20 protein-coding genes and 1 rRNA gene are annotated in these 22,342 nt (G+C 62.2%); all 21 read left to right on the plus strand.

What is annotated here, in order from left to right; all coding sequences use genetic code 11:
- Positions 1–112, plus strand: a 5S ribosomal RNA gene (rrf, locus tag VGH98_09360); the annotation flags it as partial.
- 78 nt (positions 113–190) lie between these two features.
- Positions 191–1,075, plus strand: coding sequence for a GTPase Era (gene era / locus VGH98_09365; GenBank protein HEY2376167.1), 885 nt, complete (start codon positions 191–193; stop codon positions 1,073–1,075).
- Positions 1,072–1,239, plus strand: coding sequence for a Trm112 family protein (locus VGH98_09370; GenBank protein ID HEY2376168.1), 168 nt, complete (start codon positions 1,072–1,074; stop codon positions 1,237–1,239). Before era ends, VGH98_09370 begins: the two co-directional genes overlap by 4 nt.
- 161 nt (positions 1,240–1,400) lie before the next feature.
- A complete protein-coding gene (locus VGH98_09375) occupies positions 1,401–2,399 on the plus strand; it encodes a diguanylate cyclase (protein ID HEY2376169.1) in 999 nt (332 codons plus the stop codon).
- 194 nt (positions 2,400–2,593) lie between these two features.
- Positions 2,594–3,349, plus strand: a complete 756-nt coding sequence (locus tag VGH98_09380; GenBank protein HEY2376170.1) for a hypothetical protein — start codon at positions 2,594–2,596, stop codon at positions 3,347–3,349.
- A gap of 121 nt (positions 3,350–3,470) precedes the next feature.
- A protein-coding gene (gene prfB / locus VGH98_09385; protein HEY2376171.1) for a peptide chain release factor 2 occupies positions 3,471–4,599 on the plus strand; the annotation gives its coding sequence in 2 pieces (ribosomal slippage) (positions 3,471–3,533 and positions 3,535–4,599; 1,128 coding nt in all).
- Entirely contained in the window at positions 4,596–6,089 is a 1,494-nt protein-coding gene (gene lysS, locus VGH98_09390) for a lysine--tRNA ligase (protein HEY2376172.1), read from the plus strand. Before prfB ends, lysS begins: the two co-directional genes overlap by 4 nt.
- A 1-nt stretch (position 6,090) precedes the next feature.
- Positions 6,091–7,347 carry an ABC transporter permease gene (locus VGH98_09395; protein HEY2376173.1) on the plus strand — a complete coding sequence of 419 codons (1,257 nt, stop codon included), beginning with the start codon at positions 6,091–6,093 and terminating at the stop codon, positions 7,345–7,347.
- The gene (locus tag VGH98_09400) at positions 7,344–8,042 is read left to right on the plus strand and encodes an ABC transporter ATP-binding protein (GenBank protein ID HEY2376174.1); all 699 of its coding nucleotides are present in this window, start codon (positions 7,344–7,346) and stop codon (positions 8,040–8,042) included. Before VGH98_09395 ends, VGH98_09400 begins: the two co-directional genes overlap by 4 nt.
- Before the next feature lie 32 nt (positions 8,043–8,074).
- A complete protein-coding gene (locus tag VGH98_09405) occupies positions 8,075–8,527 on the plus strand; it encodes a UvrB/UvrC motif-containing protein (GenBank protein ID HEY2376175.1) in 453 nt (150 codons plus the stop codon).
- Entirely contained in the window at positions 8,524–9,609 is a 1,086-nt protein-coding gene (locus tag VGH98_09410) for a protein arginine kinase (GenBank protein HEY2376176.1), read from the plus strand. The genes VGH98_09405 and VGH98_09410 overlap by 4 nt, the downstream gene beginning before the upstream one ends.
- Before the next feature lie 32 nt (positions 9,610–9,641).
- A complete protein-coding gene (locus VGH98_09415; protein ID HEY2376177.1) occupies positions 9,642–12,134 on the plus strand; it encodes an ATP-dependent Clp protease ATP-binding subunit in 2,493 nt (830 codons plus the stop codon).
- Positions 12,135–12,226: 92 nt separating this feature from the next.
- Complete coding sequence (gene bamA / locus VGH98_09420; protein HEY2376178.1) at positions 12,227–14,650, plus strand: outer membrane protein assembly factor BamA; 2,424 nt, start codon at positions 12,227–12,229, stop codon at positions 14,648–14,650.
- Between the two features lie 12 nt (positions 14,651–14,662).
- Complete coding sequence (locus VGH98_09425; GenBank protein HEY2376179.1) at positions 14,663–15,271, plus strand: OmpH family outer membrane protein; 609 nt, start codon at positions 14,663–14,665, stop codon at positions 15,269–15,271.
- On the plus strand, positions 15,268–16,350 hold the full coding sequence (gene lpxD, locus VGH98_09430; GenBank protein ID HEY2376180.1) for a UDP-3-O-(3-hydroxymyristoyl)glucosamine N-acyltransferase: 1,083 nt from the start codon (positions 15,268–15,270) through the stop codon (positions 16,348–16,350). The genes VGH98_09425 and lpxD overlap by 4 nt, the downstream gene beginning before the upstream one ends.
- On the plus strand, positions 16,347–17,654 hold the full coding sequence (locus VGH98_09435; protein ID HEY2376181.1) for a bifunctional UDP-3-O-[3-hydroxymyristoyl] N-acetylglucosamine deacetylase/3-hydroxyacyl-ACP dehydratase: 1,308 nt from the start codon (positions 16,347–16,349) through the stop codon (positions 17,652–17,654). Before lpxD ends, VGH98_09435 begins: the two co-directional genes overlap by 4 nt.
- A complete protein-coding gene (gene lpxA, locus VGH98_09440) occupies positions 17,651–18,427 on the plus strand; it encodes an acyl-ACP--UDP-N-acetylglucosamine O-acyltransferase (protein ID HEY2376182.1) in 777 nt (258 codons plus the stop codon). The genes VGH98_09435 and lpxA overlap by 4 nt, the downstream gene beginning before the upstream one ends.
- A gap of 4 nt (positions 18,428–18,431) precedes the next feature.
- The gene (locus VGH98_09445; GenBank protein HEY2376183.1) at positions 18,432–19,445 is read left to right on the plus strand and encodes a Gfo/Idh/MocA family oxidoreductase; all 1,014 of its coding nucleotides are present in this window, start codon (positions 18,432–18,434) and stop codon (positions 19,443–19,445) included.
- The gene (lpxB, locus tag VGH98_09450) at positions 19,438–20,589 is read left to right on the plus strand and encodes a lipid-A-disaccharide synthase (GenBank protein ID HEY2376184.1); all 1,152 of its coding nucleotides are present in this window, start codon (positions 19,438–19,440) and stop codon (positions 20,587–20,589) included. The genes VGH98_09445 and lpxB overlap by 8 nt, the downstream gene beginning before the upstream one ends.
- On the plus strand, positions 20,586–21,284 hold the full coding sequence (locus tag VGH98_09455; GenBank protein HEY2376185.1) for a lysophospholipid acyltransferase family protein: 699 nt from the start codon (positions 20,586–20,588) through the stop codon (positions 21,282–21,284). Before lpxB ends, VGH98_09455 begins: the two co-directional genes overlap by 4 nt.
- Positions 21,277–22,314, plus strand: coding sequence for a tetraacyldisaccharide 4'-kinase (locus tag VGH98_09460; protein HEY2376186.1), 1,038 nt, complete (start codon positions 21,277–21,279; stop codon positions 22,312–22,314). Before VGH98_09455 ends, VGH98_09460 begins: the two co-directional genes overlap by 8 nt.
- The last annotated feature ends 28 nt before the right edge of the window (positions 22,315–22,342 follow it).

The raw sequence follows: 22,342 nt of genomic DNA on the forward strand, positions 1-22,342 counted from the left end.
CGGTTAGAGCGTAGGGGCCACACCCGTTCCCATTCCGAACACGGTCGTTAAGCCCTACAGCGCCGATGGTACTCCGCTCGAGAGAGCGCGGGAGAGTAGGCCACCGCCGGCTTCTCACACACGCGAACGCCCGTGCAGACAGCACGGGCGTTCGTCGTTCTGCGCCTTCGCTCTGCGTTATCTTTGCCCCATGACTCGCGCCGGCATCGTCACCGTGGCAGGAATGCCTAACGTCGGAAAGTCGACGCTGCTCAATCGAATCATTGGCCAAAAACTGAGCATCGTCAGCGCCAAGCCGCAGTCGACGCGAAATCGGATCGTCGGGATTCGCACGGAGAGCGACGTCCAGATGATCGTGCTCGACACCCCCGGTCTACTCAATCCGGCGTATCCGCTCCAGCACGCCATGCGTGCAACATCGCTCAATGCCGTTCAAGAGGCCGACGTGATCGTCCATTTGGTGGACGCACTCGACGAGGGTGCATCGGCGTCCTTCGCTGAAGCCGCAGGGCTGCCAACAGCTCCGCGCGCGCCAATGCTACTTGCCCTCAACAAAGTCGACGCGCTCTCGAACGAGGCACGCGATCGCCTGCGCGAGCGATATCCGCAGGCGCATCTGATTTCGGCTGCGACCGGTGAGGGTGTGGATGCCTTGTTGGCGGCCGCCGAGCAGCTGCTTCCAGAAAGCCCATTTCTCTATCCCGACGACGAGATCAGCACACAAGCCGTGCGATTCTTCGTGAGCGAGTTGATTCGCGAGACGGCCCTCGAACAGTTGGAAGATGAGGTCCCCTACAGCGTCGCGAGCGAGGTCGAGGAATTCCGAGAGGGGAGCAAGCCCGTCTATATTCGCACCGTATTGTACGTTGAGCGCGAGAGTCAGAAGCGCATCCTCATCGGCACCAAGGGAGATCGCATCCGCGAGATCGGTCGGGTGTCACGAAAGAAGATCGAAGATTTCATCGGCGAGCCGGTGTATCTCGATCTATGGGTGAAGGTTCTGTCGAATTGGCGAAAGAACGCCACCGCTCTCCGACGTCTTGGCTATCAGCTTCCAAAGGAACGCACCCAATGAGCTTGTCTCAGCAATTGCTCGAGATCCTCGTCTGTCCCAAATGCAAGGGCGCGCTCGAGTACCGGGAAAAAGAGTCAGTGCTCGTCTGCCAATCCTGCCGCTTGAAGTATCCAGTTCGGGACGACATTCCCGTCATGCTCATCGACGAGGCCAAGGCTTTTTGAAGTAAGGCCCGGGGGCGGCCAATCACTCATTCAGGCAAGCCGAACATAGGATGGCGCTACGCATTGCGCCTTGGGTCGTCCATTTATGACCGTAGTTCTCCTGTAGTTAGCGCACCGGCAGCTCTCCTCTCTCGCTCGAGCGTCTCTCCGCCTCTCCTCGCGTGGCAAAGACCAACGCACTCGTCTACTCACCAGGCGGTGGCCAGCTGCCAGAGGCGCTTCGCCGCTGGCTGGAGGAATTGGGCGTTCCTATTGTCACCGTGCAGAACGGCGACGACCTGATGGCGCTCGCGCTGCGAGGCCGACCACGGGTCGTCGCATTCGACGCACGACGTCAAAAAGCGCCGATTCTCGGGGCGCTTCGCCGACTCAAGGGAGACTCGTACACTGGCGTTGTCCCTTGCGTCGTTGCGACATGTGAGGACGACGAGACTTTCGCGGAAGCATTCGGGGCCGGCGCTGACGAAGTGATCCGGGAGGGGACGGCCGAGGCGGAGTCGATGACGCGTCTCGATGCGATGCTACGCCGATCGGATCGCGACCTCGTTGTGCATCCATCGACGCGACTGCCGGGCGCCGTCGAGATCGAGGCGGAGATCACGCGTCGGCTCAACGAAGGCAAGCTCTTCGCGACGTGTTACGCCGATCTGGACCACTTCAAGGAATTCAACGATCGATACTCGTATCACGAGGGCGATCGCGTCATTCGCATCCTCGCGAAGATTCTCCACGACATCGTCAAGGGGCTATGTCTTGACGAGGGATTTGTCGGACATATCGGTGGCGACGACTTCATCTTCATTATTCCCGTCGCGAGCGTGAATGAATCGTGTGCCGAGATCGTCGAGGTATTCGACACGTTGATTCCCTATCAATATTCCGAGCAGGATCGGCGGGCTGGCTATTTTTTTGGGAAGGATCGCCGTGGGCAGCTGCATCGAGTGCCGCTCATGACAGTGTCGATAGGCGTTGTCACGAACGAACGGCGACATTTCACACATGCGGCGCAAGTGAGTGAACTCGCAACTGAAATGAAGAGCTACGCGAAGACGCTGCCCGGCTCGGTTTTCTCGATCGATCGGCGACAGGATGGAGTCCCTGGCGCGAGCCAGACGCTTGCCGTCCGCCCCGACAAGATCAGCGCGACGGAGGGGAAGTGAACGTCTCTTGCCCCGAATGTCGTTCCATCTTTCGTGTCGATCCGGCCAAGGTGCCCTCGGCGACGGTGAGAGCACGCTGCTCCGTCTGTGGCGGCGTCATAACGATTTCGGCCGGCTCCTCGATCGAAGATGAGTTTTCTTCAAACTCGTCGGCAGCGTCGAGGCCGGCTCGCGCGCCGGAGCCCGAGGAGGCGATGGCTGCGCAACGAGCGAATGCGGCCCTTGCCGCCGCTCTTCTCGACACGTCGGAGTCGGCGCGGGTACCGAAGGGACCAACTCCCGCGCCGACTCCAATGCCAGTGGTCGCTCCAGAGCCGAGCCGAGTTCAACCAATAGCATCGGCGCCGGCCGTCGAAAGAAGCCCTGTCGCGAAGCCGGTTCCGGCTCCGCCGATGGTGCAGCCGGCGACGCAACCAGCCGGTCGGCCGATGCTTTTTCCGCCGCGACCGATGATGCCAGGCAGCGCACCGGCGCCTGGACTGTCGGCGCGGCCGATCGTCGCGCCACGACCGTCAGGCCCCACCGCCGCGCCAACTGGACAGTCGGCTTCGGCACCGTCGCCTCGTGCGAGTGCGCCCAATCTCGCGGCGCCACAAGCGGCAAGCGTTGCGACCGCGCCGGCACCTGCGCCCGCACCGCGCCCGGCCGCGTCGGCAGGTACGGGGGCGCCGAGCGGCGCGAGGACACCGATCAATCCATTTCTAGCGAACGATCCGCACGCGAAGGCAAGGCGACTCGCACGCGCGCTCGTATCCGATCTCGTCACATACTTTCCGCAGAAGCGGCAAGAGGGTTTACGCGACGGTACGCTGAAGCAGCTCTTCAAGGATGAAATCCAGAAGAGCTATGAGGAGTATGTCATGCAGGTTGGGCGTGAGTTTGCGGAGACGACGCCTCATTTTCAGGATGCCCTGAATGATTTGCTCGCGGGTGGTCAGAAAGCGTTTTGACGGTACGCGGGGTAGTTAGCCGCATGCAGCGGCACTATCTTGCGGGAGTCCGCAGTCACGTGTCGAGCCGTCCGCTGATCCGCGGGCGGCTCGTGTCGTAAGTAAATCCCAGAGGACAACAATGGCGGAGACCGACCGAACGAAGGCACTGCGTGAGAAGGCCGAGAGGCTGGCCGAATTGCGGAGGTATCTTTGACGTCGACGTCAAACGTGAGAACCTAACGACGCTCGAGAATCGAATGGCCGAGGCGGGATTCTGGAACGACCAGCAAGCCGCCCAAGCCGTGGTGCAGCAAGTAAAGGCGCTCAAAGGGTGGATCGACCCGTTCGAGAAAATCGAGGGTCGACTCGGCAGCGCGCAGGATCTGGAAGCACTGTTGGCATCCGATCCCGACGAGGAGATGTCACGAGAGCTCGACGCGGAAATCGCCGCGATGTCCGAGGATCTCGAGTCCTTGCGACTCCGCTCACTGCTCTCCGGGCCTGATGACTTTCGTAACGCGCAACTGGAGATCAGCGCCGGCGCCGGTGGAACGGAGGCGCAGGATTGGGCCGAGATGCTCCTCCGTATGTACACTCGCTGGGCGGATCGGAAGGGCTACACCTACGAGACGCTCGACATGAGCGAGGGTGAAGAAGCCGGAATCAAGGGCGGCGTCATCGAGATCAAGGGGCCGTACGCGTTCGGCTTTCTGAAAGCGGAGGCAGGCGTACATCGTCTCGTGCGCATTTCGCCGTTCGATGCGCAAGCGCGGCGACACACCAGCTTTGCGTCCGTGTTCGTGTATCCCGTCGTGAATCAGGAGATCAACATCGAGATCCGCGACGAAGACATCAAAATGGACGTGTTTCGCGCGTCGGGCGCTGGTGGACAGCACGTCAACAAGACCAGCTCCGCCGTGCGCCTGACGCATATCCCGAGTGGGATCGTCGTCGCGTCGCAACAGGAGCGGTCGCAGCACAAGAACAAGGCGACGGCGCTCAAGATGTTGAAGAATCGCCTCTATCAACTGGAGGCGGAGCGACAGGCGAAAAAGAAGGCGGAGCTCGATGCGACCAAGGCCGATGTGACCTTCGGCAGTCAGATTCGGAGCTACGTGTTTCAACCGTACACCATGGTCAACGATCATCGCACGGAACTGAAAGTCCCGGATGTCCAGCGAGTGATGGACGGCGACATCGATCCATTCATCGAGGCGTATCTTCGCGAATTCGGCGGTCACGGCAGGGGCGGGAGTGCCGCGGCGTGAGCGAGGACCTCAACTTCGTCCAGAAGGCGCGACGAGAAAAGCTGGAGGCGCTAGTCGAGCAGGGCACGCCGCCCTTCGCCTATCGATTCGATCGAACGCATCACGCCGCGGAGGCCGTCGCGCTGTATCCGGAGGGCCAGGAGAGCGACGGCGAGACGGTGCGTGTCGCCGGGCGTCTCGTGAGTTGGCGCTCGGCCGGAAAGACAGCATTTGCTCATCTCGCTGATTCGTCCGGGCGTATTCAGCTCTATTTTCGCCGGGATGTGCTCGGAGACGATGTCTTCGCGCTGACGAAGCATTTCGATCTCGGCGACGTCATCGGGATCGAAGGATCGCTATTTCGCACGCGGACTGCCGAGGTGACGATTCGTGTCACGAAGGTCGAGATGCTCGCGAAGTCGCTTCGGCCGCTGCCGTTCGGGAAGGAAGAAGCCGTCGACGGACAGCTCGTGCGGCATTCAGGACTGACAGATGAAGAGCAGCGCTCGCGGCAGCGGTATGTCGATCTCGCGGTCCATCCGGAGGTCCGTGCGCTTTTTCGCGCGCGCTCGCGAATGATCACGTCGATTCGCTCGTACCTCGACGAACTCGACTATCTCGAGGTCGAGACGCCAGTCTTGCAGCCGCTGTACGGCGGCGCGTACGCGCGACCGTTCGTGACCCATCACAATACGCTCGACATGCCGCTGTATCTGCGTATCGCGGATGAGCTGTATCTCAAGCGTCTCATTGTTGGCGGCTTCGACAGAGTGTACGAGATCGGACATGATTTTCGGAACGAGGGGATCGATCGCACGCACAATCCCGAGTTCACGATGCTCGAGTTCTACGAGGCCTATGCCGATTACACGGTGATGATGGGGCGTGTCGAACGGTTACTCGTTTGCGCGGCGGAAGCGGTGGGAGGGGCGTTGGGACCCGATACTCATGTGCCCGCACTCCAGCCGCCATTTGCGAGGGTCGAGTGGCTGCCGTCGCTCAATGCCGCGTTGGGGACCGATGCCTTCACCGCGGATGACGAAACGCTGCGGAACGCCGCGCGTCGTCTCGGCGTAGAGCAAGTAGACGCGCTGAGTCGCGTGAAGGTGATGGACGAGTTGTTCCAGGGGCTCGTTGAGTCGAAGATCGAGAAGCCGACCTTTGTCATCGACTATCCAGTGGAGTTATCGCCATTGGCCAAGCCGAAGCGGGGCAATCCGCGGCTCACCGAGCGTTTTGAGCTGTTCGCCAGCGGGCGCGAGCTCGCGAACGCGTTCAGCGAGTTGAACGACCCGCTCGACCAACGGCGTCGTCTCGAAGCGCAGGCGCGATTGCGCGCTTCGGGTGACGAGGAGGCTGTGGGAGTGGACGAGGACTATCTGCGCGCTCTGGAGTACGGTATGCCGCCGACGGGTGGTGTGGGGATCGGCATTGATCGGCTGTTCATGTATCTCGCTGACGTCTCGAACATACGGGACGTGATTCTCTTTCCGACGTTGCGTCCGGAATGAAATGACAAGGCTCGAGTTGGCGATCGCCTGGCGCTACCTACGGAGTCGTCGCGGCTCGCGGCTGCTCTCGCTGATCAGCGTGATCGCAATCGGTGGAGTGATCGTCGGTGTGAGCGCGCTGATCGTGATCATCGGCGTGATGAACGGATTGCAGAACGATCTTCGTGAGAAGATTCTCATCGGAAGCCCGGACATCAGAGTGCTCACCTATGGTGAGGACATGGCGATGACCGGCTGGCCGAAGGTCATCGACCGGGTTCGACGCATGAAGCCGGCTGTCGCCGCGGTGAGTCCGTTCGTGCACGGTCAGGCAGTTATCAACAGCGGCCATAAGTACAACGAAGCCGTCTTCTTCATGGGGATCGAGCCCGACGAGCCGGGACTGAATCCGGTGACTCGAATTCGCACCACGGCGCGCGCTGGGAACTTCACCTTCGGCACAACCGACGCGAAGCGGCGGGGTGTCGTTCTCGGTAGCCGATTGGCCGAGCGACTCAACGTCAGCCCAGGCATTGACTCGATCACAATGATTACCGCGGGCAGCGGGAGCATCGACCCGGTAACGGGCATGCCATCGATCCACGCAGAGCGCTTCGAAGTAACTGGAGTGTTCGAGACGGGGATGTACGAGTACGACAACAGCTATGTCTTTATGGCGTTGTCGGCGGCGCAGGAGCTTGCGCAACTCGGGAGCTCCGTCACTGGGCTCGAGGTACTAACGCGCACGCGAGCAGAAGCCCCCGCCGTCGGGCGTGCGATCGAGGATACGCTGGGCTTTCCGTATCGCACGGAAGACTGGCAGGCCCAGAACTCATCGCTGTTTCACGCGCTCAAGCTCGAGAAGTTCGGAATGACGTTCATCCTCCTGCTCATCGTGCTCGTCGCGGCATTCAACATCGTGAGCACGCTGACGATGGTCGTGACGGACAAAACGCGGGAAATCGGCATTCTGCGCGCCATGGGGATGCCAGCACGATCGATACGCAGAATTTTCTTCGCGCAGGGCGTGGTGATTGGGATTGTCGGTACCGTCGCTGGACTGCTTTTGGGTCTGTTCGCATCGGTGTTGATCGATCGGTACAAGCTGATCGCACTAGACCCATCCGTATATTTCATCGATCACCTCCCTGTCGCGACGCAGTTGCTCGACGTGGCGCTGATCGTGCTCGCGAGTTTGTTGATCGCCGCCCTTGCTACGCTGTATCCAGCGCGGCAGGCCGCGAGGTTATTCCCGGTAGAGGCCATTCGACACGAATGACGGTGCTACAAGCAGTTGATCTGGCGAAGACGTACACGGGCGGCGACGGCGGGCTCATTACGGTGCTCGACGGCGTGAATCTGGACGTCGCGCGCGGGGAGATGGTGGCGATCGTCGGGGCGAGCGGAGCGGGCAAGAGCACGCTGCTTCATCTGCTTGGCGCTCTCGACCGTCCAACGCGTGGCCGGATCAGCATCGCGGGGGAGCAGATCGAGGAGCGATCCGACGAGGAGCTTTCGGTCCTGCGCAATCGCCGCATCGGGTTCGTGTTCCAGTTCCATCACCTGCTTCGTGAGTTCAGTGCGCTCGAGAACGTGATGATGCCGCTCCGCATCGCGGGTTGGGACACGAAGCGTGCGCAAGGGCGGGCCGAAGAGTTATTGAGCCGGGTGGGATTGGCAGGGCGGATGAGTCACCGTCCGTCGGAGTTGTCGGGCGGCGAACAGCAACGGACGGCGGTCGCGAGAGCGCTGGCCATCGATCCCGCTGTGATCCTCGCGGACGAGCCGTCAGGAAATCTCGATCACGCGAACAGCTCGCGATTGCACGATCTCTTCGTCGAGCTCTCACGTGACCTGGAGATCGCAATGGTCGTTGTAACGCATAACCGGTCGTTGGCATTGCGCGCCGATCGCGCGCTGCTGCTCGAAGATGGGCGCCTAACGGACACGGGAGTGCGCGAGGTGCTTGCCTGATGCTGTGCGATAGCTGCGGAGAGCGAGACGCCGTGGTTCAGCTCACGCGCATCGAGGGCGGCGAGGTGAAGTTGCTGCACCTCTGCGAGCGCTGCGCCGCCGAAAATGGCGTCGAGACGACCGCGCCGACGAACAAGCATCCCTTGACCCAGTTCCTCGAGGCAGTTCAGCAGCAAGCCGCGCTCACAAGCGTCGATGGCAGCCGGTGCGTGTTCTGCCACACGACGATGGCGGACTTTCGCGCCACGGGTCGATGGGGATGCGCCCGTTGTTACACGACGTTCGAGTCGGGGATGCGCGATTTGCTGCGACGCGTGCATGGCAGCGCAAAGCACATTGGCAAGGCGTATCGGCCGCCGCAAAGCGAGACGACCGAGCGCGGCAGCGCCCTTGGCGAACTACGCGAGCGCCTGCGCCGCGCCATCGAGAGCGAGCAATTCGAGCTTGCCGCCGACCTGCGCGATCGGATCAAAGTGCTCGAATGACGATCGATCTCTCGTTGCTGCCGGATGGCGGCGTCGGTTGGCTCGACGCCTCCGGAAAGCACGCAGACATCGTGCTTTCGACGCGGATTCGGCTGGCGCGAAACGTCGAGGGCTACGCGTTCACGGCGCGGGCACGCGACGGAGAGCGACTGCGTGTGCTCTCGCAAGTGCGGGAGGCGCTCACGTCCCTGCAGGATCTGCAGGACGCGGTGCTCTATCGGCTCGACGACTTGTCGCCAACCGACCGCGCGCTGTTGCACGAGCGGCATCTCGTGAGCAAGGAGTTGGCGGGTCTCGACGCGCAGCATCCCCTTCGGACTGGAGCGGCGGTGTTTCTCTCCGACGGGTTAGGCGTCATGGTGAATGAAGAGGATCACCTGCGGCTGCAGGCGCTCCGATCGGGCTTCGCGCTCGAGGAAGCGTTCGCGGCCATCGATCGGCTGGATAGAGACCTCGGCGCACGTGTGCCTTTTTCGTATCACGCGGAGTTTGGATTCTTAACAGCGTGTCCGACGAATGTCGGCACCGGGATGCGGGCGTCGGTCCTAATTCACCTTCCGGGACTGGTGCACACGAAAGAGATGGGGCGTGTGTTGGCGGGGCTGCAGCAAATGGGGTTGACCTACCGGGGATTATACGGCGAGGGGAGTGAAGTCGTCGGGAATTACTTCCAGATCTCGAACCAGACGACACTGGGTCGATCGGAAGAGGAATTGCTCGATCAACTGCTGCGCGTCGTGGGGCATGTGATCGAGCGAGAGGAAGAAGCGCGACGAGTCTTGCTTCGTGATGCGGGGTATATTATCGAAGACAAGCTCTGGCGCGCGTACGGAACTCTGCGCTATGCCCGAAGCCTCACGTTCGATGAGGCGATGAACTATTTGAGTGGCGTGCGGTTGGCCGTAGGGCTGAAACTGGTCACCGGCCTCAGTGTATATACCCTCAACAAGCTCTTGATTTTCTCACAGGCCGCGCACCTCGCCTACGCCGAAGGACGACCGCTTACTGAGAGCGAGACGAACCTGGCTCGTGCACGGTATGTGCGTAAAGCGTTGGAAGAGGAAGCGGGGACGGTCGGCTAGACGAACGGTCACCCCCGGTAATTGAGGGACACATGAACGGCTACAACTTCACCGAGCGGGTGAGAAAGGTCCTCGCTATGGCGCGAGAGGAGGCTGCGCGCCTCCACCACGAATACGTGGGGACCGAGCATATCCTGCTTGGCCTCATCCGAGAGGGTGAGGGCGTCGCGGCGACCGTTCTGCAGAATCTCAGCGTGGAGCTTGATGAGATTCAGCAGAAAATCGAAGAAACCGTCAAAAAGGGAAAAGCCGCCCAAACCACGGGGCCGGATCTTCCCTATACCTCGCGCGCGAAGAAGGTGCTCGAGCTCGCCATGAGCGAAGCGCGCGAGCTTAATCACAGCTACGTTGGAACGGAGCATCTGCTCCTTGGCTTGCTGCGCGAGGAGAAGGGAATTGCCGCCCAGGTACTCACCGATGCGGGCGTGAATCTCGAAGCTGCGCGCACGGAAACGTTGCGCATTCTCGGCACCGAGATGCCGCAAGGTGGTGCGACGGCGCAACAAGGCAGCGGCGCTCCGCAGGCGGCGCAGCCGAAGGGCGAGAAGAAATCCAAGACGCCGGCGCTCGATCATTTCTGCCGCGACTTGACGCAGCTCGCAGCGGAGGGCCAGCTCGATCCGACCATCGGACGTGCGAAGGAGATTCAGCGCGTCATGGAAGTGCTCACACGCCGGAAGAAGAACAATCCGGTGCTCATTGGTGAGCCAGGCGTCGGAAAGACGGCGATCGTCGAGGGTCTGGCGCAGCTGATCGCCAATTGCGAGTGCCCAGAGTCACTACGCGATCATCGTGTGCTCTCGCTCGACATGGCGGCCGTGATCGCGGGCACGAAGTACCGCGGTCAGTTCGAGGAGCGCCTCAAGGCCGTAATGAACGAGATCGCGCAGAACAAGAATATCATTCTCTTCATCGACGAGCTGCACACGCTGGTCGGCGCCGGAGCAGCAGAAGGCGCGATCGACGCGAGCAATATGCTCAAGCCCGCGTTGGCGCGCGGCGAGTTGCAGTGCGTCGGGGCGTCGACGCTTAACGAGTACCGCAAATACATCGAGAAAGACGGCGCCCTCGAGCGACGCTTCCAGACGGTGATCGTCGATCCGCCCACGGTGGAAGAGACGATCGAGATTCTCAAGGGCTTGCGGAAGAAGTACGAAGATCACCACAAGGTCACGATTCCGGACACGACGCTGGTGAACGCGTCGAAGCTTTCGGAGCGCTACATCACCGACCGATTCCTGCCCGACAAGGCGATCGACGTGATCGACGAGGCAGGGGCACGGGCGCGACTCGCGGCACAGGCGCCGCCGCCAGAAGTGGCGGAGCTCAAGGCGCAGCTCGAGAAAGTGAACAGCGACAAGGAAGCGGCGGTGCGCGATCAGAATTTCGAGCGCGCGGCGTCACTGCGTGACAAGGAGCGCGAGCTGCAGAGCGACATTCGCCGCAAGCAAGAAGAGTGGGAGAAGCGGCGGCAGTCGTTCCGTCCGGTGCTCGGTGAGGAGGAGATCGCCTTTATCGTCAGTCGGTGGACGGGCATACCTGTAACGCGCCTCCAGGAAGCAGAGACATCGCGGCTGCTTCGCATGGAAGACGAGATGCACCATACGGTGATCGGGCAGGATGAGGCGATTCGGGCCATCTCACGGTCGATTCGCCGCAGCCGTGCGGGACTCAAGGATCCGCGCCGACCGATCGGCTCGTTCATCTTCTCCGGACCAACGGGCGTCGGCAAGACGGAGCTCGCGCGCGCGCTGGCCAAGTTCTTGTTCGCTGATGAGCAAGCGCTCATTCGCGTCGACATGTCGGAGTACATGGAGAAGTTCTCCGTGTCGCGGCTGATCGGCGCGCCGCCAGGGTACGTCGGCTACGAAGATTCAGGAACGCTCACGAAGGCTGTCCGGCGCAAGCCGTACTCGGTCATCCTCCTCGACGAGATCGAAAAGGCGCACCCCGACGTGTTCAACATCCTGTTACAGGTGCTCGACGAGGGACACCTCACCGACAACTATGGCCGGGTGATCGATTTCAAGAATACCGTCGTGATCATGACGTCGAATGTGGGCGCGCGTGATCTCACCAAGGGCAAGACGCTCGGGTTCTCGACCGGTGACTCGATGCACAGCTTCGATCGCATGGCCGAGAAAGTTCGCGAGGAATTGAAGGTTGTCTTCAATCCAGAGTTCCTCAATCGACTCGACGACGTCATCGTGTTCCATCCGCTCAGTCGTGAGCACATCGCGCAGATTGTCGGGATCATGCTGAAGGACGTCCGCAAGCGTCTCGCCGAGGAGGAGCTGACGCTCACGTTGACCGATGCGGCGACGGACTTCCTCGTGAAAAACGGTTACGACGAAGCGTACGGCGCGCGTCCGTTGAGGCGGGCGATTCAGAAATACATCGAGGATCCGCTCTCCGAGAAGATTCTCATGGGCGAGTTCACGCGTGGGGACGAGATCGAAGTGGAAGTGTCCCCCGACGGAACGAAATTGGCCTTTCGGGTCCTGACGAGCACGACGAAAGCATAACTTCGGCCTCGGGCCTATTCCCTTGGGACTAGGAAGCATTTCAGCCAGGTCCATACGGACCTGGCTGACGTGTTTCTGTGTATATTTGGCCCATGATCCGACACCGCAGCCTGCTGCAGGCCGCTGGGCTGATCGTCGTCGCGTCCGTCCCGGCCTGGTCGCAGCAAAACAACCCACCAGAGACCGGGCGATGCGCTACGCCGGACAGCGTGGTTTTTCGTGGCAATCAGCGCATCTCCGAGACGATGCTGCGTGGCGATGCTGGGATCTCGCCGGGCGTTGCGTTGAGCTCGGGAGTTTTGCAGCGCGCGATCAAGAACTTGTTCGCGACGGGTCAGTTCGACGACATTCAGACTTCTTGTAACATTGCGGCGAACGGCAAGGCTGTCCTCGCGTTCGACCTGAAGGAGCGTCCAGTACTCAAGGACGTCGACGTCACGGGTCCGGATCGCCTCTCGCTCAACTCGGTGAAGGACCGTGTTGATCTGCTTATTGGAAGACCTGTCGATCCCAATCAGGTGGCGAGGTCGATCGCGCGAATCGACTCACTGTACGAAGCGGAAGGCTATCCGTTAGCGACAGTTCGCGTCGACACGACAGTAGTCGACGGCCAGCTCAAGCTCGTGTTCCACGTGAGTGAAGGGACGCGGCTTGCAGTATCCGGGGTCGACGTCCAAGGCAACAAGGCGATCAAGGACAAGACGATCGTTGCGAAGATGCAGACCAAGCCCGAGGGCTTCTGGTTCTGGCAGAAGGGCGAGTACGACGCGGACAAGCTTGCGGGCGACGTGACGGAGCGGATTCCGACGGCGTATGGCGAGCTTGGGTTCATCGACGCGCAGGTGCTGCGCGATTCGCTCATCGTCGATCGCAGTCGCGGCAAGGCGTTGGTGGATATCGGTGTGACTGAGGGCCCGCAGTACCGGGTCGGCGAGTTCGAGGTTGTTGGCGCCAAGGTTTTCTCGAGCGATCAAATTGCGCGCTTCTATCCCTTTGGTGAGAAGAGCAAGTCACTCACCGAGACCGTCAAGGGCGTCTTCCATCACAGCGACAACGGCGTCGAGATCTTCGACAAGAGCAGGTGGGATGACGCGACGGGAAAAGTGCAGGAGGCGTACGCGAACGAGGGATACATCTACGCCCAGGTGCGCCCAATTATCGAGCGGACGCGAGTCGGCAAGGACTCGGTCCCGACCGTGAACCTGCGCTGGGAGATCAACGAGGGCGTGCCGGCGATCGTGAACCGGGTGGAAATCATGGGGAACGACATCACGGCGGAGAACTGCGTTCGCGACCAGATCCTCGTGGTGCCGGGAGACGTCTTCAATCGCGAGCGGCTGATTCAGAGCTACCAGAGCATCGCGAACCTCGGCTTTTTCGAGACGCCGCTGCCGACGCCGGAGACGAGACCTAACGACAAGGGCGACGTCGACATCGTTTTCCATCTCAAGGAAAAACGAACCGGGAACGTCAATTTCGGCGCGTCCGTTGGTCAGGGCGTCGGCGTCGGCGGATTCATTGGATTCGAACAGCCGAATCTCTTCGGGATGTGCAAGAAGGGATCTCTCCAGTGGCAGTTCGGCCAATACATCAACGACTTCAACCTCGCCTACACTGATCCGAACATCAGAGAATCGACGGTTTCAGGCACGGTCAACGCGTACGACAGCCAGTCGCGATACATCATCGCGAACCTCGGTCGCAGCAAGCGCGTTGGCGGCCAGATCCAGTTCGGTCTTCGTGTACCCGGCTCGCGATGGACGCGACTCTTTCTGAATTATGGCGGCGAGCGGGTGAGCTACGGCGGTACCGGCCTCGTGTCGACGATCCAGTGCAACAACTGCTTCCGATCGAGTGTGGGCGCGACCCTAACGAGAGACACGCGCTTCGACATGCCGTTCCCGTCGTCGGGAACGGAGCAGTCATTCTCGGCGCAGTTCAATGGTGGACCGCTCGGCGGCAGCGCGTCGTTCCAGCGTTACACGGCAGAGATGCGATCGTACGCAACGCTCGCGAGCCTCGGCGGGGGCGATCTCGGTTCTTCGCCGATCAAGTTGGTTTTCGGACTCTCAACTCGAATGGGCGGTGTGTTCGGCGATCCCGGTCCGTTCTTCGTATCGCAGGCGTTCTCGTTGGGCGGTGTGCAGTACGGCGAGCCACTGCGTGGCTATGAGGAGTTCTCGATCACACCAAACGGCTATATCCCACAGACGAGCTCGTACACGGCGACACGCGCCTCGTTTGGCAACATGTTCTACACGCAGAGCGCAGAGCTCGGCGTTCGCTTCAACCAAATGCTGTACATGGACGCGTTCTACGACGCGGGTAACCTCTGGGCGCGCCCAGCCGACTTCAACCCCACGCGGCTCTTCCGGGGTATCGGCGTTGGTGGTTCGATCGTCACTCCGCTCGGACCACTGGGCGTCGATCTGGGGTACGGACTCGATCGCGTGAATTCACAGGGCCTTCGCGATCCCAAGTGGCAAGTACACTTCAAATTCGGACAGATCTTCTAATCGGAGTTTTCAATGTCTTCGTTCTTCCGCACGGCATGTGCGACGCTGGCTGTGCTCACACTCTCGCTGGGCGTTTCGCGTAGCGCGCACGCGCAGTCTGCCGCCGCGCAATTCAAGATCGCGTTCGTGAACGTTGGGGCTCTACTCGACAACGCGCCGGGAAAGGCGCAGGCCGAGTCCGCGTATGCGCGCGAGACGCGCGGCTACAGCGATCAGCTGAAGAAGATGAGCGATTCGCTGAACACGATGTTCGCGTCCTATCAGAAGCAGGAGGCAGCGCTCACCGCGACGCAGAAGGAGACGAAGCAGAAGTCACTGCGCGACCTGCAGGAGCAATTGCAGACCAGACAGCAGCAGCTCGCGCAACAGGCGCAGCAGAGACAGAACGAGCTGATGGCGCCGATCATGGAGCAGGTGAAGAAGGTTCTGGACGACATTCGCGCTGAGGATGGCTACTCGATGATCATCACCGGTGATCCGAACTTGATTCTCTCGTATGATAAGAATCTTGATATCACCGATCGCGTCGTCGCGCGCCTCAAGACCGTCGCATCGACTCCGGCCAAGACGCCGGGCGCGCCGATCTCCGCACCCGCTGGTGTGACGCGAAAGCCGCAGTGATTCAGGGAGCATCGTCGCGCGAAAACGGCGGTGAGGGCGGTATCGTCCTCACCGCTGACGTTATTGCGACCGAAGTCGGCGGCCAGCTCGTTGGTGACCCCGCGGCACAGGTGCGCGGTATCGCTCCACTCGATCGGGCGAGCGGCGACGAGTTGAGCTTTCTTGCATCACCCAAATACGTGCCGTTGCTTGCTGGTTCCCGCGCCGGCGTCGTGCTCGTCTCACCAGAGCTCGCGGAGTCCCCCGGTGCGGCGCGTGCGCGTATCGTCGTCGCGAAGCCTCACGACGCGTTGCTATCGCTTATCCCGCGCTTCTACAAGGCACGTCCGCTCGAGGCGGGAATTCACGTCACGGCCCGCATTGGTCGCGGCGTTCATTTTGGAGCTGATGTGCGCATCGGGCCTTATGCGGTCATCGAAGACGGCGCAGAAATCGGTGATCGTGTGGCGATCGACGCGCACGCGGTGATTGGATCCGGCGTGCAGATCGGGAGCGATTGCCACTTCTATCCGTCCGCGACCCTGTATAGTGGGACGGTCGTCGGCAAGCGCGTGATCGTGCACGCAGGCGCGCGGCTCGGCTCCGATGGATTTGGCTACGTGTTCCATGAAGGGCGGCACGATAAGATTCCGCACGTCGGCCGGTGCGTCATCGAGGACGACGTCGAGATCGGGGCGAATACGACGATCGACCGTGGGAGCATCGACGACACAGTGATTGGCGCCGGCACCAAGATCGACAACCTGGTGCACATCGCGCACAACTGTCGAATCGGGCGGCTGTGCCTCATCATGGCGCAGGTCGGAATCGCAGGGTCGGTGCGTGTGGAGGATGGTTGCGTCCTCGCGGGACAGGTCGGAATCAGCGGACATCACACAATCGGGAAGGGCGCAACGGTCGCGGCACAGGCCGGCGTGTTCGGCGATGTTCCTGGCGGTCAGACCTGGTCTGGCTATCCGGCGCGACCGCATAAGGAAGCGCTGCGTGCGCACGCGGCGTTGTTCCGTCTCGCGCCACTGATGCGAAAGTTGGAAAAGCTGCTCGAATCGAATAACCGCGGAGCTGACAGCGACCGATGACGCGTCGCACAGTTGCTCGCGCGACCGCACTCGAGGGTGTCGGGCTCCACTTGGGCATGCCCTGCAGGCTGACGTTTCTGCCGGCGCCGAGCGGCGCCGGAATCGTGTTTCGGCGCGTGGATCTTCCGGGTTCGCCACTTATTGCTGCGCGCGTCGAGCACGCGGTGCTCACCGAACGACGCACGCAGTTGGGCATGGAGCCCGTTGCGGTGCACACCGTCGAGCACGTGCTCGCGGCGGTACTGGCGCGCGAACTGGACGACGTTGTGATCGAACTGAGTGGGCCGGAACCGCCCGTCATGGACGGGAGCGCCCAGCCGTTTGTGGACGCTTTGCGGCAGGGAGGGATCGCGGAGCAAGCCGGCGACGTGCACTATTTGCAGTTGCGCACGCCGGTGCGCGTCTGTGATGGCGATTCGATCTACGAGGCGCTACCGGCGACGTCACTCGAGTTGGATGTCACGATCGATTTTCCACATCCGCTCATCGGCAAGCAACGTGGCCGATATCGAGTGACCGCGGAGACATTCGAGCGCGAGTTGGCGCGAGCGCGAACGTTCGGTTTCATGCACGAAGTCGACGCCCTGCGGGCGAAGGGACTGATTCGTGGAGCATCGACGCAGAATGCAGTTGTCGTTGGGGAGAACGGCGTTGTTGACAATGAGCTCAGGTGGCCTGACGAGTTCGTCCGACATAAGGCGATGGACTGCGTAGGCGACCTGGCTCTGGCTGGGGCTCGGGTGCGCGCGCGCGTTCAGACGACAAAGCCGAGTCATCGAGGCACGGTGCTCCTCGTACGAGCGATGAAGGAGGCGGCCCGGGAGGGCGAGGCGGCGACGATGAAGGACCTAACGACGACCGAAATGAACCAGATCATGGAAGTCGAAGACATCATGAAGGTGCTGCCGCACCGGTACCCTTTCTTGCTCGTCGATCGCATTTTGGAGCTGGATCCCGGCAAGCGAGTGGTGGGTGTCAAGAACGTCACGATCAACGAGCCGTTTTTCCAAGGGCATTTCCCCGGTCATCCGATCATGCCGGGAGTGTTGATCATCGAGGCGATGGCGCAGGTGGGTGGGATGCTGTTGTTAGGCGCGATCCCCGATCCGCAGAGTAAGGTCGTGTACTTCACATCCCTCAACAACGTGAAGTGGCGTCGTCCAGTGAAGCCGGGCGATCAGCTGCGTTTCGAGCTCGACATACTCCAGGTGCGCGGGCTGATGTGCAAGATGCAGGGTGTGGCGAAGGTGGACGGTGAGATCGTCGCCGAGGCCGAGATGGGCGCGATGGTGCGAGACCGATGAGCGCGCGCGTTCACCAGACGGCGATCATCTCGAAGGACGCACAGTTGGGCCATGGTGTGGACGTCGGACCCTATGCGATCATCGGCGAAGGCTGCATCGTCGGCGACGAATGTCTGATCGGGGCGCGGGCTACGTTGGAGCGGAACGTCATCCTCGAGCCCGGTGTCCGTATCGGCTCCGGGACGATCCTTGGTGGAGATCCCCAGGATCTCAAATACAAAGGGGAGCACACGACCGTGGAGATCGGCGAAGGGACGACGATTCGCGAATACTCAACGATCAATCGTGGCACGTCGCAGTCGTTCAAGACGACGGTCGGAAAAGCGTGCTTCATCATGTCGTACGTGCACCTGGCGCACGATTGTCACGTCGGTGACGGCGTGATCCTCGGCAATAACGTCCAGCTCGCGGGTCATGTGACCATCGACGACAAAGCAATCGTCTCCGGACAGTCCGCCGTTCACCAATTCGTGCAGATCGGACGCTATAGCTTCACGGGCGGCTGCTCGCGAGTCTCCAAGGACGTACCGCCTTACGTGAAAGCCAACGGCAACCCGATTCGCTTATACGGATTGAACAAGGTGGGGCTGCAGCGGAACGGCATTTCGGAAGACGTGCAACGAGAGCTCAAGCGTGCCTATCGGCTCTTCTTCAATTCCGATTTGAATCTGTCGCAGGCTCGAGAGCGAGCCGAGGAAGAGCTCCAGCGCTTTCCGGAAGTGGAGGAGTTCTTGAGCTTCCTCGATCGCAGCGATCGCGGACTGGTCATCTGACGTCATGACAAAGCAACCGGGCGTGCGCGTCGGAGTGATCGGTGCCGGTGCACTCGGCTACCATCACGTCCGCATTCTGCGCGATGTACCAGACGCGCGGCTGATCGGCTTTTACGAGTCGCGCGCGGATCGCGCAACGGCGGTGGCGAAAGAGCTCGGCGTACGCGCCTACGATCGGCTCGAGGAGCTCCTCGACGCGGTGGACGCGGCAACGGTCGTGGTCCCGACGCCGGCGCACTATGAGGTCGCCAAGGCGGCGTTGGCGCGCGGCAAGCATTTACTCATCGAGAAGCCGATTGCGGCGACGCTCGCGGAGGCGGACGAGCTCGTGGCGATCGCGCGCCAAACGGGCGCGCTGATTCAGACAGGACACGTCGAGCGGTTCAATCGGGCGATTCGCGCTGCGCTGCCGCACGTCGAGAAAGCGCGGTTCATCGAGAGCGATCGCCTCGCGCCCTTCAATCCGCGCGGCGCCGACGTCGCCGTCGTGCTCGACCTGATGATTCACGACATCGATCTCGTGCGCACGCTCGTCGGCGCGCATGTACGCGACGTGTCGGCAGTGGGGGTGCAGGTGTTGACGCCCTTCGTCGACATCGCCAATGCACGCCTGCGATTCGAAGACGGCGCCGTCGCGAACATCACGGCGAGCCGAGTTTCTCGCGAGCGGCTGCGCAAGGTCCGCATCTTTCAGGAGAGCGGCTATCTGTCCCTCGATCTTGCTGCGGGGGAGGGAGAATTCTTCCGTCTTCGACGCGACGTCGACTTCGCGGAGCTGGCCAAGGGCGCGCAGGCGATCGAAGCGTTCGTCGAGCGCGTGCCGCTCACGGCGCCCGAGGGTGAACCGCTACGTCTCGAGTTCGAGAGCTTCCTCGAGGCGGTGCGAGGATCGGCGCTGGTGACGGTCAGCGGCGAAGATGGTCGCGAAGCGCTCGCGGTTGCGCTCACGATTGTGAGTGAAATCGAACGAACTTTGCCGTCGCTCGCCGCCGGCACACAAGTCGCCGCCGGTGCGTGACGTGCTTTTCGTCGCTGGCGAGGCCTCCGGCGACCTGCATGCGGCTGGCGTGGCGAGAGAGCTGCGCGCGCGAGGCGCGCCGTATCGACTCGTCGGCATCGGTGGTGATCAAATGCGCGAAGCCGGCGTGGAGCTGATCGAGCATGTCGAGCAGCTCGCGGTCATGGGCTTCGTCGAAGTCCTGCGTCATGTTCCGAAGCATTGGGCGCTGCTTCGCGATCTCAAGCAGCGCATTCGCAGCGGCAATACCGCGCTCGTCATGCTCATCGACTATCCAGGCTTCAATATGAAGCTCGCGGCAGCGGCGACCGCTGCCGGCGTACCGGTGCTGTATTACATCACGCCGCAGGTGTGGGCGTGGGGAGCGGGCCGCCTGGCGAAGCTCGCGCAGACGGTAACCCGTGCCGCGGTGATTCTGCCATTCGAGGAGAAGCTGCTGAGTGAACACGGTGTCCCGACGACGTTCGTTGGCCATCCCTTGCTGGACCGTGCCGAGCGTTTGCCGGCACGTGCCGAAGCGCGCGCACAGCTGGGGGTGCCTGACGAGTCGACACTGCTGGCGCTATTTCCGGGGAGCCGGGCACAGGAAATCGCTCGACATCTCGAGCCGTTTGTCGCGACAGCGCAGGAGCTCGAGCGGCGATGTCCGGGATTGCGCGTCGTCGTAAGCGCCGCGCCGCACGTGTGGTTGGATGGATCGGCGTGTCCATATCCAATCGTGCGGTCGGCATCGTTCTCGGTACTTCGCGCCGCCGACGCAGCGATGTGCAAGAGTGGGACGACGACGCTGGAGGCGGCAGTGGCGGGATGTCCGCTGGTCGTGGCGTATCGAACCAACGCGGTGACCTATGCGGCGGCGCGGCGGCTCGTAAAGATTCCTCACATCGGACTCGTGAACGTCGTCGCCGGGCGAGAGGTCGCGCCAGAGTTCGTGCAGGGCGCGCTCGTGCCTAACGCCGTTGCCACTGCGCTCGAGCCGTTGCTGGATCGCAATAGCGCGGCACGCTCGCGGATGGTCACTGAGCTGGCGCGCGTGCGCGACTCACTCGGTACGCCTGGTGCCGCTCGGCGCGTGGCGGCGATTGTGATGGAGCTGGCAGGGGCAGAGTCGCAACGGCGCCTCGGCGTGGGAGCGACGGGTTGAGCGAGCTCCGATCGACGTCCGCGGAATCGGCAGCGCGCGTCGAGGAGCGCGCGTCGCGCGCGCGCGAGCGAAAGCTGCGTTGGATCGTGCGGCTCGGCGTCCCGCTTGTACGCCTGCTCGGCGGCACGTGGAGGATCCGGCTGATCAACAATGAGACGAGCGTCGACGCAATGCGACGGGAGCGCCGGCCCATCGTCTTTGCTTTGTGGCATGGCGACCTGCTGCCGCTGCTGTACCACCATCGCAATGAAGGAGTCTCGGTGCTGATCAGCGAACACCGTGATGGTGAACTGATCGCACGAACCGCCGAGTCGTTAGGCTTCCGGACCGTGCGCGGGTCGACGTCGCGTGGCGCGAGCCGGGCGCTCGTGGGCCTGGCGCGCGAGCTGGCAGCGGGCCACGACGTGGCCATCACCCCGGACGGGCCGCGCGGGCCCGCACGCTCGTTTGCGCCGGGCGCACTGATCGCTGCGCAACGCGCGAACGCGCCCGTGATCGCCGTCGGTCTGTGGGCGGACTCCGCGTGGCGACTCGGCACCTGGGATCGATTCAAGATTCCGCGGCCGTTCACTCGCCTGCGGATCGCGTACTCGGATCCGATAATGCTCGACGCGACTAGCGCACGCGCGGCCGTGGAGGAAACGTCGCGCTTTGAAGCGCTGATGTTACAGACGGAGCAGCTCGCCCGTGCGTGATCTCGTGGAGCGCGTGTGGTTCGGCGATGACGTCTTCGCCCGCGTCGCGCGCGCCGCGCTCGTGCCAATGGAAGTCTTGTATCGCGTGTCCATCGGCGTGCGCCAGACCCTGTACGACACCGGGGTGTTCACGTCGCATGAGCCGAAGATACCAGCGGTGAGCGTCGGTAACGTGAGCGTTGGAGGTACAGGAAAGACGCCGGTGGCGGCGTGGATTGCCGCGGAGTTGGTCGAACGCGGCGCGCGGCCAGCGATCGTGTTGCGAGGATACGGAGACGACGAGCCGCTCGTTCACGCGCGCCTCAATCCCGAGGTGCCGGTGATAGTTGCTGCCGATCGCGTCGCGGGAATTGCCGAGGCGCGCAAGGCTGGCGCCAACATCGCTGTACTGGACGACGCATTTCAGCATCGGCAAGTGTCGCGCGAAGCTGACGTCGTTTTGGTGAGCGCGGATCGCTGGTCACCAACGCCGCGGCTGCTGCCGGCGGGTCCGCTGCGCGAACCACTCGCCGCGCTTCGGCGTGCGACGATCATCGTCGTGACGCGCAAAGCGGCGAGCGATGGGGAAGTCGGTGCCGTCAACGAGTCACTTGCCGAGATCGCGCCGCGCATTCCTCGGTCGACCATTCGGTTGTCACTGGACGAATTGCGCAGCGTGTCCTCGGCCAGTGGCGCTCGTCGCGCGATCTCGGATGTCGCGGGGCGACCGGTGCGAATTCTCACCGCGATCGGGGATCCGCGCGCATTGTTGCGCCAAATCGAGATGCTCGGCGCGGTTGTAACGGCCGAGATCTACGCCGACCACCATCATTTCCGACGGGAGGAAGTCGCGCGTTTCGTCCGCTCGATACCCTCCGAGGGGCTGGCCATCTGCACGCTGAAAGACGCGGTAAAACTCGCCGAGCTCTGGCCTCGCGAAGCGCCGACGTTATGGTATGTTTCTCAGCGCGTTAGCGTCGAGCGCGGAGTCGGTGGAGTCGAGCACATCCTTGATGACCTGACCCGCGTTCCCGCCCGTCGCGAGCGCTGAGCGCCGTCGCGACTTCGGCTCTAATCGG

It is taken from the genome of Gemmatimonadaceae bacterium (assembly GCA_036496605.1).
Taxonomy (GTDB): Bacteria; Gemmatimonadota; Gemmatimonadetes; order Gemmatimonadales; family Gemmatimonadaceae; genus AG2.

What these genes read in the sequence shown, in the direction of transcription:
- era (HEY2376167.1), top strand. Translation starts at nt 191, where the DNA reads ATGACTCGCGCCGGCATCGTCACCGTGGCAGGAATGCCTAACGTCGGA.
- VGH98_09370 (HEY2376168.1), top strand. Translation starts at nt 1,072, where the DNA reads ATGAGCTTGTCTCAGCAATTGCTCGAGATCCTCGTCTGTCCCAAATGC.
- VGH98_09380 (HEY2376170.1), top strand. Translation starts at nt 2,594, where the DNA reads ATGGCTGCGCAACGAGCGAATGCGGCCCTTGCCGCCGCTCTTCTCGAC.
- VGH98_09395 (HEY2376173.1), top strand. Translation starts at nt 6,091, where the DNA reads ATGACAAGGCTCGAGTTGGCGATCGCCTGGCGCTACCTACGGAGTCGT.
- VGH98_09400 (HEY2376174.1), top strand. Translation starts at nt 7,344, where the DNA reads ATGACGGTGCTACAAGCAGTTGATCTGGCGAAGACGTACACGGGCGGC.
- VGH98_09410 (HEY2376176.1), top strand. Translation starts at nt 8,524, where the DNA reads ATGACGATCGATCTCTCGTTGCTGCCGGATGGCGGCGTCGGTTGGCTC.
- VGH98_09415 (HEY2376177.1), top strand. Translation starts at nt 9,642, where the DNA reads ATGAACGGCTACAACTTCACCGAGCGGGTGAGAAAGGTCCTCGCTATG.
- bamA (HEY2376178.1), top strand. Translation starts at nt 12,227, where the DNA reads ATGATCCGACACCGCAGCCTGCTGCAGGCCGCTGGGCTGATCGTCGTC.
- VGH98_09425 (HEY2376179.1), top strand. Translation starts at nt 14,663, where the DNA reads ATGTCTTCGTTCTTCCGCACGGCATGTGCGACGCTGGCTGTGCTCACA.
- VGH98_09435 (HEY2376181.1), top strand. Translation starts at nt 16,347, where the DNA reads ATGACGCGTCGCACAGTTGCTCGCGCGACCGCACTCGAGGGTGTCGGG.
- lpxA (HEY2376182.1), top strand. Translation starts at nt 17,651, where the DNA reads ATGAGCGCGCGCGTTCACCAGACGGCGATCATCTCGAAGGACGCACAG.
- VGH98_09445 (HEY2376183.1), top strand. Translation starts at nt 18,432, where the DNA reads ATGACAAAGCAACCGGGCGTGCGCGTCGGAGTGATCGGTGCCGGTGCA.